This window comes from Streptomyces sp. NPDC037288 (assembly GCF_055603265.1).
In genome coordinates this window covers 221,996-233,652 of record NZ_JBVJVY010000003.1, presented here as the reverse complement: position 1 = coordinate 233,652, position 11,657 = coordinate 221,996, and the positions used below count along the sequence as shown (strand labels likewise).

The 11,657-nt window shown below is 70.0% G+C and carries 14 protein-coding genes; 11 read left to right on the top strand and 3 right to left on the bottom strand.

The features are described 5' to 3' along the window. Positions 1–44 precede the first annotated feature (44 nt). Positions 45–365 (top strand): hypothetical protein, encoded by a 321-nt coding sequence (locus ACZ7GZ_RS05215; protein WP_363213913.1) that lies wholly within the window; start codon positions 45–47, stop codon positions 363–365. Positions 366–368: 3 nt separating this feature from the next. Here ACZ7GZ_RS05215 and ACZ7GZ_RS05210 read toward each other — a convergent pair whose 3' ends face one another. Next, positions 369–962 carry an isochorismatase family protein gene (locus ACZ7GZ_RS05210; protein ID WP_471021096.1) on the bottom strand — a complete coding sequence of 198 codons (594 nt, stop codon included), beginning with the start codon at positions 960–962 and terminating at the stop codon, positions 369–371. Positions 963–1,057: 95 nt separating this feature from the next. Then, complete coding sequence (locus ACZ7GZ_RS05205) at positions 1,058–2,404, bottom strand: nicotinate phosphoribosyltransferase (RefSeq protein WP_471021095.1); 1,347 nt, start codon at positions 2,402–2,404, stop codon at positions 1,058–1,060. A gap of 57 nt (positions 2,405–2,461) precedes the next feature. Between ACZ7GZ_RS05205 and clpS the strand changes: the two genes are divergently transcribed. The 9 genes from clpS to ACZ7GZ_RS05160 all read left to right on the top strand — a co-directional run bounded on the left by clpS (position 2,462) and on the right by ACZ7GZ_RS05160 (position 10,133). Further along, the gene (gene clpS, locus ACZ7GZ_RS05200) at positions 2,462–2,779 is read left to right on the top strand and encodes an ATP-dependent Clp protease adapter ClpS (protein ID WP_069780588.1); all 318 of its coding nucleotides are present in this window, start codon (positions 2,462–2,464) and stop codon (positions 2,777–2,779) included. A gap of 13 nt (positions 2,780–2,792) precedes the next feature. Beyond that, complete coding sequence (locus ACZ7GZ_RS05195) at positions 2,793–3,398, top strand: DUF2017 domain-containing protein (RefSeq protein WP_471021094.1); 606 nt, start codon at positions 2,793–2,795, stop codon at positions 3,396–3,398. A gap of 328 nt (positions 3,399–3,726) precedes the next feature. Continuing rightward, positions 3,727–5,163, top strand: a complete 1,437-nt coding sequence (locus tag ACZ7GZ_RS05190; RefSeq protein ID WP_471021092.1) for an amino acid permease — start codon at positions 3,727–3,729, stop codon at positions 5,161–5,163. A 157-nt stretch (positions 5,164–5,320) separates the two neighbouring features. Next, a complete protein-coding gene (locus tag ACZ7GZ_RS05185; RefSeq protein ID WP_471021090.1) occupies positions 5,321–5,743 on the top strand; it encodes a M67 family metallopeptidase in 423 nt (140 codons plus the stop codon). 90 nt (positions 5,744–5,833) lie between these two features. Beyond that, positions 5,834–5,929 carry a putative leader peptide gene (locus tag ACZ7GZ_RS05180; protein WP_309550412.1) on the top strand — a complete coding sequence of 32 codons (96 nt, stop codon included), beginning with the start codon at positions 5,834–5,836 and terminating at the stop codon, positions 5,927–5,929. 88 nt (positions 5,930–6,017) lie between these two features. Then, entirely contained in the window at positions 6,018–6,296 is a 279-nt protein-coding gene (locus ACZ7GZ_RS05175; protein WP_471021088.1) for a MoaD/ThiS family protein, read from the top strand. A gap of 17 nt (positions 6,297–6,313) precedes the next feature. Then, entirely contained in the window at positions 6,314–7,264 is a 951-nt protein-coding gene (locus ACZ7GZ_RS05170) for a PLP-dependent cysteine synthase family protein (protein ID WP_471021085.1), read from the top strand. A gap of 216 nt (positions 7,265–7,480) precedes the next feature. Continuing rightward, the gene (locus ACZ7GZ_RS05165; protein WP_471021083.1) at positions 7,481–9,547 is read left to right on the top strand and encodes a putative Ig domain-containing protein; all 2,067 of its coding nucleotides are present in this window, start codon (positions 7,481–7,483) and stop codon (positions 9,545–9,547) included. A gap of 130 nt (positions 9,548–9,677) precedes the next feature. Next, positions 9,678–10,133, top strand: coding sequence for a hypothetical protein (locus ACZ7GZ_RS05160; RefSeq protein ID WP_471021081.1), 456 nt, complete (start codon positions 9,678–9,680; stop codon positions 10,131–10,133). Between the two features lie 30 nt (positions 10,134–10,163). On the opposite strand, the gene ACZ7GZ_RS05155 is transcribed toward ACZ7GZ_RS05160, so the two are convergent. Then, the gene (locus ACZ7GZ_RS05155; protein WP_471021079.1) at positions 10,164–10,622 is read right to left on the bottom strand and encodes a type II toxin-antitoxin system PemK/MazF family toxin; all 459 of its coding nucleotides are present in this window, start codon (positions 10,620–10,622) and stop codon (positions 10,164–10,166) included. Positions 10,623–10,836: 214 nt separating this feature from the next. Between ACZ7GZ_RS05155 and ACZ7GZ_RS05150 the strand changes: the two genes are divergently transcribed. After that, a complete protein-coding gene (locus ACZ7GZ_RS05150; protein WP_471021076.1) occupies positions 10,837–11,589 on the top strand; it encodes an MBL fold metallo-hydrolase in 753 nt (250 codons plus the stop codon). The last annotated feature ends 68 nt before the right edge of the window (positions 11,590–11,657 follow it).

Sequence of the window (11,657 nt, the reverse complement as noted above, 5' to 3'; positions counted from 1 at the left end):
TATGGACCGCTTATTGACACCGACCGAAACGGGGATGTGACCGCATGGCCGCTGGAGGCTTCTGCAAGCTGCCGAACGGCACGGTCGTGGTGGCACTGAACCTGCCCTACGGCACCGCCGGGGTCCGGGTTCTGGTGCACGCCCAGAACCGGGCCAGGGCCCTGACCAGGCTCCGTAACCTGGGCCTGCGTGCGATCTACCTCCGGGGGAACGCCGCGCCTCCGACCCCGGACGAGATCACGGCAGTCCTGCACCACCCGGACGGCCTGATATGGCGCACGGCACCGGCCGACAACGGTGTCATGGTGAACGAGCTGTGGCATCCGATCCGGGCGCTGCTTCGCAGGTCGGCGGTGGTCCAGTGACTCCTAGCCGCTGACCACGGGCTTACCGGTGAGTTCCACTCCCGCCTCACGCAACTCCTCCAGGGCCCGTTCCGTCGTCTCCGGGGCCACCCCCGCCGTGAGGTCCAGCAGCACCTGGGTGCGGAAGCCCTCCCTCGCGGCGTCCAGGGCGGTGGCCCGTACACAGTGGTCCGTGGCTATGCCGACGACGTCGATCTCGTCGATGTGGCGGGTGCGGAGCCAGTCGGCGAGGGGGACGCCGTTCTCGTCGGTGCCCTCGAAGCCGCTGTAGGCCGCCGAGTAGGCGCCCTTGTCGAAGACCGCGTCGACCGCGCCGGAGGCGACGGCGGGGGCGAAGTTCGGGTGGAAGCCGACGCCCTCCGTGCCCGCGACACAGTGCGCGGGCCAGGAGTGCACGTAGTCGGGGTCGTCGGCGAAGTGGCCGCCGGGCGCGATGTGGTGGTCGCGGGTGGCCACCACGTGCCGGTACCCGGTGCCGGCCGCCTGGCCGACCAGTTCCGTGATGGCGGCGGCCACGTCCGCGCCCCCGGCCACCGCGAGGCTGCCCCCCTCGCAGAAGTCGTTCTGCACATCTACGACGATCAAGGCGCGGCGCATGGTGGTGTCCTTCGACTAAGGGTTAAGTAACTGAGCCTAGAGACTTCCGGGCCCCTGCGGGAGGGGGCGTTCCAGAGGCGGACGACGGTCCCGCTCTAGCTACCCGAGCGCCCGTGGACGTACTCCGTCGGAATGACGGGTTCCCCCCGGGACAGCTGGGTGGCGGAGAGGGGGAGGTTCGCCCGCGCGGCGATGTGGCGGTCCCTGGGTACGTCCAGGGGTTCGCGGGCGACCACGTCCCCGCCCTTGATCAGCTCGACCAGCAACTGCCGGTCGGCGAGGTCCGCCGGCACCGGGCCGGTGCCCACGACCTCGGCCTCCGCCACCCCGTCCTCGTCCATCCGGCGCGCCGCCCACTTGCGGCCCCCGACGGAGGTCTTGCCGCCGCTGGACTTCTTCGCGACCGGCACCAGCGGGGCCTTCGGGTCGGCGGTCTCGGCGCGGGCGACCAGCTTGTAGACCATGGAGGCGGTCGGGTGCCCGGAGCCGGTCACCAGCTGGGTGCCGACGCCGTAGGCGTCCACGGGGGCGGCGGCCAGCGAGGCGATCGCGTACTCGTCCAGGTCCGACGTCACGATGATCTTCGTGTCCGTCGCACCCAGCTCGTCCAGCTGCTGCCGCACCCGGTGGGCCACCAGCAGCAGGTCGCCGGAGTCGATGCGCACCGCGCCCAGCTCGGGCCCGGCCACCTCCACCGCCGTGCGGACGGCCTCGGCGACGTCGTAGGTGTCCACGAGCAGGGTGGTGCCCCGGCCGAGGGTGTCGACCTGGGCTTGGAAGGCGTCCCGCTCGCGGTCGTGGAGGAGGGTGAAGGCGTGGGCGGAGGTGCCGACGGTCGGGATGCCGTAGCGGAAGCCGGCCGCGAGGTCGGAGGTGGTCGCGAAGCCGCCGACGTAGGCCGCCCGTGCCGCGGCGACGGCCGCCAGTTCGTGGGTGCGGCGCGCGCCCATCTCGATCAGCGGGCGCTCCCCGGCGGCGGAGGCCATCCGGGAGGCGGCGGCGGCGATAGCGGAGTCGTGGTTGAGGATGGAGAGGATGACCGTCTCCAGGAGTACGCACTCGGCGAAGGTGCCCTCGACGCGCATGATCGGCGAGCCGGGGAAGTACACCTCGCCCTCGGGGTAGCCCCAGACGTCCCCGCTGAAGCGGTAGCCGGCCAGCCACCTCAGGGTGTCCTCGTCCACGATCTTCCGCTCGCCCAGGAAGCCGAGGACGCCCGCGTCGAAGCGGAAGTTCTCCACCGCGTCCAGGACGCGTCCGGTGCCCGCCACCACGCCGTAGCGGCGCCCGTCCGGCAGCCGCCGGGTGAAGACCTCGAACACGCTCCGCCGTTCGGCCGTACCGGCCTTCAGGGCGGCCCGCAGCATCGTCAGCTCGTACTGGTCCGTGAAGAGCGCCGTCGAGGGAACATCCACCGGCAGCCCAAGGTCCGCTGTGTTCATGACGACAGATGCTACCCCCATTTCGTCAGTGTGACGATTTTCGATGGCCGTGGCAGCATGGGCACTGTGACGTCACCCGCGCCCGTAGAGATCGAACGCACCGAGTCGGCGGAGGAGGTCTTCGCCGTACCCGAGCCCGACGTCCCCTGGGTCACCATCGTGCACAACGACCCGGTCAACCTCATGAGCTATGTGACCTACGTCTTCCAGACGTACTTCGGGTACACCAAGGACAAGGCGACCAAGCTCATGCTCGACGTCCACCACAAGGGCCGGGCGGTCGTCTCCAGCGGCAGTCGCGAGGAGATGGAGCGCGACGTGCAGGCGATGCACGGTTACGGTCTGTGGGCCACCCTGCAGCAGGACCGGAAGTAGCGAATCCATTTACATGCCCGGACATTTCGAACCGCTTCCCGGCGGCGGCGCGGCCGTCGCGCTCGACGACGTCGAGATCTCCATCATCCGGTCGCTGGCCGTCCAGCTCCTGGAGCTCATCGGCCCCGGTCCCGGGGCGGACACCGCCAAGGACCCCCTCGCCGAGCTGTTCGCCGAGGGCCCGAGCGAGCCGCCGGCCGACCCGGTGCTCCGAAGGCTCTTCCCCGACGCCTACAGCGACCCGGAGCAGGCCCCCGGCTCGCCCGCCGAGGCCGAGGAGCGCCGGGCCCACTCCGCCGAGTTCCGCCGCTACACCGAGAACGACCTGCGCGCCGGCAAGCGGGAGAACGCGCTCGCGGTGATCCGCGCCCTGGACGCGCTCGCGCCGGTGGACACGGGCGGTGCCGTGCTGAAGCTGGCGCCGGAGGAGTCCCGGCAGTGGCTCGGCGCCCTCAACGACCTGCGGCTCGCGATCGGCGCCCGGCTGGAGATCGCCGACGAGGACGACGCCGATCTGCTCTACGGGCTCCCGGACGAGGACCCGCGCAAGCCGATGGTGATGGCCTATCTGTGGCTCGGCGGCCTCCAGGAGACCCTGGTGACGACCCTTATGTCGTGAGTGAGGCGTTTCACGGTGCACGAGTGTTCGCTCAGCGGACACTCAAATCCGGATAACGATCCCGTCACCGTTGCGGCCAGGTTTGCCGCATTCGGGCGCTGTTTGTCCGCTTTTCCCTGTGCGATGCGTCACAGTGCCACTCCGTGATCAATATTGCGGCCGTGATAAATCTTCACGACCGCCCGGCCCACACCACCCATGTTCGGCCGGGTGCGCCACCGAGCCGACGACCGTCGGCCAGGCAACAGCTCCAGCAATCCGGGGGGATCGAAACCCGATCCGCGGCCGACGAAAGGCCCGGGTCGGCATGGAGAAAGGCGCACCACACATGACCTCAGTGCAGGTCGACCAGCATCGCGACGGCAATGAGGCCGTGCGGGCCGACGACGGCGAGGGCGGCGAGGGGTATCAGCGCGGGCTCGGGTCCCGGCAGATCCAGATGATCGCCATCGGCGGTGCCATCGGCACCGGTCTGTTCCTCGGCGCGGGCAAGGGCATTTCCAAGGCCGGCCCCAGCCTGATCCTGGCGTACGCCATCGCGGGCGTCGTCATCTTCCTGATCATGCGGGCGCTCGGTGAGCTGCTGATGTACCGCCCGGTGTCCGGTTCGTTCGCGGAGTACGCGCGCGAGTTCATCGGCCCGTTCGCGGGATTCGTGACCGGCTGGACGTACTGGCTGTTCTGGGTGGTCACCGGCATCACCGAGGTCACGGCCGCGGCGGCCTACATGACGTACTGGTTCGACATCCCGCAGTGGGTCTCGGCTCTGATCTTCACGGTCATCCTGTACGGCGCCAACCTGATCTCCGTGAAGCTCTTCGGTGAGCTGGAGTTCTGGTTCTCCATGGTCAAGGTCACCGCGATCATCGGCATGATCCTGATCTGCGCCGGCATCCTGACGATCGGCTTCTCCGACGCCGGCGACACCGCCTCCGTCGCCCACCTGTGGAACGACGGCGGCTTCTTCCCGCACGGTGTCGGCAGCACCCTGATGACCCTGCAGATGGTCATGTTCGCCTTCCTCGCCGTCGAGCTGGTCGGTGTCACCGCGGGCGAGTCCAAGGACCCCAAGAAGGTGCTGCCCAAGGCGATCAACACCGTGCCGTGGCGCATCGCCGTCTTCTACGTCGGCGCGCTGATCATGATCCTGTCGGTCGTGCCGTGGACGAACTTCCACCCGGGTGTGAGCCCGTTCGTCGCCGCCTTCCAGAAGATGGGCCTGGCCGCGGGTGCCGGCATCGTCAACTTCGTCGTCCTCACGGCCGCGCTGTCCTCCTGCAACTCCGGCATGTACTCCACCGGCCGCATGCTGCGCGACCTCGCGCTCAACAGCCAGGGCCCGAAGTTCTTCACCAAGCTGACGCGCAGCGGCACGCCGCTCGTCGGCACCACGTTCTCCGCCGCGCTGATGCTGGTCGGCGTCTGGATCAACTACCAGTGGCCGGGCAAGGCGTTCGACTACGTCGTGTCCTTCGCGACCATCTCCGGCATGTGGGCCTGGATCGTCATCCTGCTCTGCCAGATCCGCTACCGGGCCAGGGCGAACCGCGGGCTGCTGCCGCAGAGCGAGTTCCGCGCGCCGGGCGCGCCGTACACGAGCTACTTCGCGCTCGCGTTCATCTTCATGGTGATCGTGCTCATGGGCATCGACAAGGACGCCCGGGTGTCGCTTTACTGTGCTCCGCTGTGGGCCGCGATCCTCAGCGTCTCCTACTGGGTGCTCAAGCGCCGCAACCCGGAGGCCGCGGCCTTCCGCAAGCGCTGACCCTGGCGCAGGCGACCGGAAAGCCACCGGAAACGGACGTCCGGCCGTCGGGAGCACTCGTGGCGCCCCCGTCGGCCGCCGCTCAGGGCGTCCACCATATGGGCCGTCCCGTACCACCCCTCGGTACGGGACGGCCCTTCTGCTTATCCTGACCGTCATGCTGACCATCACCCAGGCCCTGTACGACCAGATCGTCGCCCACGCGCGCAAGGACCACCCCGACGAGGCGTGCGGCGTCGTGGCGGGCCCGGCGGGCTCCGACCGCCCCGAGCGGTTCATCCCCATGCTGAACGCGGCGATGTCGCCGACGTTCTACGAGTTCGACTCGGGCGACCTGCTCAAGCTCTACCGGGAGATGGACGACCGCGACGAGGAGCCGGTGGTCATCTACCACTCCCACACCGCCACCGAGGCCCACCCCTCCCGCACCGACATCTCCTACGCCAACGAGCCCGGCGCCCACTACGTCCTGGTCTCCACCGCCGACACCGACGGCCTCGGCGAGTTCCAGTTCCGCTCCTTCCGGATCGTGGACGGCGAGGTCACCGAGGAGGACGTCGCCGTGGTGGAGGCTTACTGAGGCCTGACCGGTCTCGACCACCGGACGGAAACCGTCCGGCATACGGAATCACACTCCGGGACCAGGACCGGGAATCGATACGATGAGCGCATGGTTCTGAACGACGTGAGCGAGAAGGCGCCGGGCACGCTGCTCGTGGCGCGGCTGCACGTCGACCTGTGCAGGCTGAACAGCGCCATCTGTTGACGTTCCCTGCCGCCGTACGGCCGTGAGCCGCGGCGCGCCGCCGCGAGCACACCACCCGACGAACCCTTCCGACAGGAGCCCTGAAGCCATGGCCATCGAGGTCCGCATCCCCACCATCCTCCGCACGTACACCGACGGTCAGAAGGCGGTGGAGGGCAGCGGTGAGACCCTCGCCGAGCTGTTCGCCGACCTCGAGACCCGGCACGTGGGAATCCAGGCCCGCATCGTGGACGGCGACCAGCTGCGCCGGTTCGTGAACGTCTACCTGAACGACGAGGACGTCCGCTTCCTGGACGGCATCAACACCAAGCTGTCCGACGGCGACAACGTCACGATCCTGCCGGCCGTCGCCGGCGGCATGCGCTGATCGGCCGCTGAGCAGCGATGCGCTACGACTCCCCGCTGGCCGCGGTGGGCAACACCCCCCTGGTGCGCCTGCCGCGGCTGTCGCCGTCCCCCGACGTCCGTATCTGGGCCAAGCTGGAGGACCGCAACCCCACGGGCTCGGTCAAGGACCGCCCCGCCCTGCACATGATCGAGCAGGCGGAGAAGGACGGCCGGCTCACCCCGGGCTGCACGATCCTGGAGCCGACCAGCGGCAACACCGGCATCTCCCTCGCCATGGCGGCCAAGCTCAAGGGCTACCGCATGGTGTGCGTGATGCCGGAGAACACCTCGCAGGAGCGCCGGGACCTGCTCGGCATGTGGGGTGCCGAGATCATCTCCTCCCCGGCGGCGGGCGGCTCCAACACCGCGGTGCGCGTGGCCAAGGAGATGGCCGCCGAGCACCCCGACTGGGTGATGCTCTACCAGTACGGCAACCCGGACAACGCGGGCGCCCACTACGCCACGACCGGGCCCGAGATCCTGGCGGACCTCCCCTCGATCACCCACTTCGTCGCGGGCCTCGGCACCACCGGCACCCTGATGGGCGTCGGCCGCTACCTGCGCGAGCACCGGCCGGGCATCCAGATCGTGGCCGCCGAACCGCGCTACGACGACCTGGTGTACGGCCTGCGCAACCTCGACGAGGGCTTCGTACCCGAGCTGTACGACGCCTCCGTCCTCACCAGCCGCTTCTCGGTCGGTTCGGCCGACGCGGTCACCCGCACCCGTGAACTCCTGCAGCAGGAGGGCATCTTCGCGGGCGTCTCCACGGGCGCCGCCCTGCACGCGGCGATCGGTGTGGGCAGGAAGGCCGTCAAGGCGGGCGAGTCCGCCGACATCGTCTTCGTCGTGGCCGACGGCGGCTGGAAGTACCTGTCCACCGGCGTCTACACGGCGGCCACCACCGAGGAAGCGATCGAGACGCTGCAGGGCCAGCTCTGGGCGTAGCTTGCCTCAAGCGCGTGTCAGCCCCCTCTTATGAGGGGGCTAAGTCGTTCCTATAGCCAAGCAAAGAATTCCTTTCGGTACTGCCGGTGATTCCTGGGCCGGGTCTACGTTTCCTCGCGCAGTGTCATGCTCATGGCTGCGCGCTCGCCGCCGCTCGCGCGTCACGGGCCTGCCCCATCCAGTGCGAAACCCCACGTCAACGGAGGCAGTACCCCCATGCGTGAGTCACGTCCGAGTCGGCCCAGACGGAGTCTGCGAAGACTCGTCGCCGTCGCCTTCCCCGCCCTCGCCCTCACCGTCGCCGGACTCGCCGCGGCACCGACGGCCGGCGCCCAGCCCGCAGCGGCGCACCCCCACACCTCCAAGGTCACGCAGAACAACAAGGCGCTGACCGCCCCCGGGCGGCAGACCTACCACTCCACCGGCAGGGCCGGCCAGAAGGTGCCGACCCAGCACCTGTGCGCCACCGCCGAGCCGGGCCACGCGTCCTGCTTCGCCCAGCGCCGCACCGACATCAAGCAGCGCCTCGCCTCGGCGCTCGCCGCCGCGGCACCCTCCGGCCTCTCCCCGGCCAACCTGCACAGCGCCTACAACCTGCCCACCACGGGCGGCTCCGGCATGACGGTCGCCATCGTCGACGCCTACAACGACCCCAACGCCGAGTCGGACCTGGCCACCTACCGCTCCACCTACGGCCTGTCCGCCTGCACCAAGGCCAACGGCTGCTTCAAGCAGGTCAGCCAGACCGGTTCCACCACCTCGCTGCCGACCAACGACAGCGGCTGGGCCGGTGAAGAGGCCCTCGACCTCGACATGGTCAGCGCGGTCTGCCCGAACTGCAGCATCGTCCTGGTCGAGGCGAACTCCGCGAATGACTCCGACCTCGGCACCGCCGAGAACGAGGCCGTCACGCTCGGCGCCAAGGTCGTCTCCAACAGCTGGGGCGGCTCCGAGTCCTCCTCCCAGACCACCGAGGACACCCAGTACTTCAAGCACCCCGGCGTCGCGATCACCGTCTCCTCCGGTGACTCCGCCTACGGTGCCGAGTACCCGGCGACCTCCCAGTACGTGACCGCCGTCGGCGGCACCGCGCTCACCACCGCCGCCAACTCCCGCGGCTGGAGCGAGTCGGTCTGGCACACCAACTCCACCGAGGGCACCGGCTCCGGCTGCTCGGCCTACGACCCGAAGCCGACCTGGCAGACCGACACCGGCTGCTCCAAGCGCATGGAGGCCGACGTCTCCGCGGTCGCCGACCCGGCCACCGGCGTGGCGGTCTACGACACCTACGGCGGTTCCGGCTGGGCGGTCTACGGCGGCACCAGCGCCTCCGCCCCGATCGTCGCCGGCGTCTACGCCCTCGCGGGCACCCCGGGCTCCGGCGACTACCCGGCGAAGTACCCCTACCAGCACACGGGCAACCTGTACGACGTGACCAGCGGCAGCAACGGCTCCTGCTCCACCTCGTACTTCTGCACCGCGGGCACCGGCTACGACGGCCCGACCGGCTGGGGCACCCCGAACGGCACGGCCGCCTTCACCGCCGGCTCCAGCAGCGGCAACACGGTGACCGTCACCAACCCCGGCAGCCAGTCCACCACCACCGGAAGCTCGGTCAGCCTGCAGATCCACGCCAGCGACAGCGCGGGCGCGGCCCTCACCTACAGCGCCTCCGGCCTGCCCACCGGCCTGTCCGTCAACAGCTCCACCGGCCTGGTCTCCGGTACGGCCTCCACCGCGGGCACCTACCAGGTCACGGTCACCGCGAAGGACTCCACCGGCGCCTCCGGCTCGGCCTCCTTCACCTGGACCGTCGGCTCCTCCGGGGGCACCTGCTCCTCCGCCCAGCTGCTGGCCAACCCGGGCTTCGAGTCCGGCAGCACCACCTGGACCGCGTCCAGCGGGGTCATCACCAACGACTCCGGTGAGGCGGCCCACGGCGGCTCGTACTACGCCTGGCTCGACGGCTACGGCTCCTCGCACACCGACACCCTGTCCCAGTCGGTGACGATCCCGGCCGGCTGCAAGGCCACGCTGACCTTCTCCCTGCACATCGACACCGCCGAGACCGGCAGCACCGCGTACGACAAGCTGACGGTCACCGCCGGTTCGACCACCCTGGCGACGTACTCGAACCTCAACGCCGCCTCCGGATACGCGCAGAAGACCTTCGACCTGTCCTCGCTGGCGGGCCAGACGGTCACCCTGAAGTTCAACGGCGTGGAGGACTCCTCGCTGCAGACCAGCTTCGTCGTGGACGACACCGCCCTGACGACCGGCTGATCCCCGCACCCGAACGGAGCGATCCCGCACGCGGAAACCCTCCGCGTGCGGGATCCTTTCGTCGTGCTGGTGCGTCACATCTGCACCAGGCGGCCGACCCCGTGCGGCCACGGCAGAAAGGCGAACCCCCATGCGCCGTACGACGACATCCCTCGCCCTCGCGGCGACAGCGCTGCTCCTGGCCGGATGCGGCTCGCAGAGCGGCACGGACGGCACAAGCGCCGGCAAGGCGTCACCGCCGGCGTCCCACGCCCCCGGCACCGGCGGCTGCGCCCCCCTCGTCCAGCTGAAGGCCGCCGACAGCGGCCGTACCGTCTGCGTGACCAAGGGCGGCGAGGTCCGGGTCACTCTGGACGGCACCAAGTCCCGCCCGTGGAAGCCGGTCGCGGCGAGCGGCACCGTGCTGAAGGGCATCAACGCGGGCTTCGTCATCCAGCCGGGCCAGGCCACGGCCGCCTACCAGGCGGTGGCCGACGGAACCGTGAAACTGACGTCCTCCCGGCCGCTGTGCGCCGAGCCGACGGCCCCGGGCCAGGTCTCCTGCAAGGGAATCCAGGAGTGGACGGTGACTGTCGACGTGCGGTGAGTGAACGCGCCCGCGGACGACCGACGGCGTCTAATGGGCGAGGTGCCGTACCTGATCCCACAAAACCGGGTCGACCACACCGACCCGGCGCCGGAAGTCTCCGACCGGCACCTCCCGGAGTTCGTCGGTCTCCAGGAAGCTGGGGCGCCCCCGGGCGTCGCCGACCGCGCCCGGGGGCAGCGGGATCACCCCGGCACGTTCGTCGTGGTACTTACTGGTGATCTTCGCGACCATGGCCCGGTTCCCGCGTACGGCCAGCACCAGACACGGCCGGTCCTTGGCGTCGGCGCGGTCCTCGTAGGGGACGTCCGCCCACCAGATGTCCCCGGGGGCCGGCCGGGCGGCCCGCGCCGGGCGGGTGCCCGGGCGGCCGGGCGGCCTCAGACGTCGCCCGCCGGGCCGGCGACCGACTCCCCAGCCGTCGATGAGCGTGGCGACCAGGGCGAGCAGTACCACCGCCGCGAGCGCCAGCCACCAGGACGTGTCCATACGACGACGTTACCGGCGCGCGCCGAGGATCGCGCGCCCTCTGCGTATCCTTCTGCGCCCCGGGTCCAGCCGAACCGGTGACAGCACAGGTGAGTTCGCCCACAACGGCCCCTGGCGGAGGAGCGACCCGCGCTTTCGCGCCTTACGCTCGACGCACCGCACGACCCCCGTTTCCTGCCCTTTTGATCTTTCCGCCAACGGAGGTTTCTGCTTCATGAAGCTCACCGTCGTCGGCTGCTCGGGGTCGTTCCCGTCCGCGGAATCGGCCTGCTCGAGCTACCTCGTCGAGGCCGACGGCTTCCGGTTGCTTCTCGACATGGGCAACGGCGCCCTGGGCGAGCTGCAGCGCCACTGCGGTCTCTACGACCTCGACGCGATCTTCCTGAGCCATCTGCACGCCGATCACTGCATCGACATGCTCGCCTACTTCGTCGCACGCTACTACCGCCACGACGGCGGCCGCTGCGCCCCGATCCCGGTCTACGGCCCCGAGGGCACCGAACACCGCCTGACCACGGCCTACGCCGACACCCCCTCCGCCTCCTCCATGAGCGAGGTCTTCGACTTCCACACCGTGAAGCCGTCCACGTTCGAGATCGGCCCGTTCACGGTGCACACCGAGCGGGTCCGCCATCCCGTGGAGGCGTACGCCATCCGCGTCGAGCACGGCGGGCGGTCGCTGACGTACTCCGGCGACACGGGGGTCAGCGAGGCACTGGACGAGCTGGCCCGGGACACCGACCTGTTCCTGTGCGAGGCGGCGTTCACGCACGGCAAGGAGAGCGTCCCCGACCTGCACCTCAACGGCCGTGAGGCGGGCGAGTCGGCGGCCCGTGCGGGCGCCCGCCGCCTGGTCCTCACCCACATCCCGCCGTGGACCGACCCGCAGGTCAACCTCCGCGACGCCCGCGAGGCGTTCCCCGGCCCGGTGGAACTGGCCGCACCGCGGCTGACGTACGAGATCTGAGCTTCCCCGCATGCGAAAAGGCCCCGGAACCGGTCGGGATCGGTTCCGGGGCCTTCTTCATGCCGTCG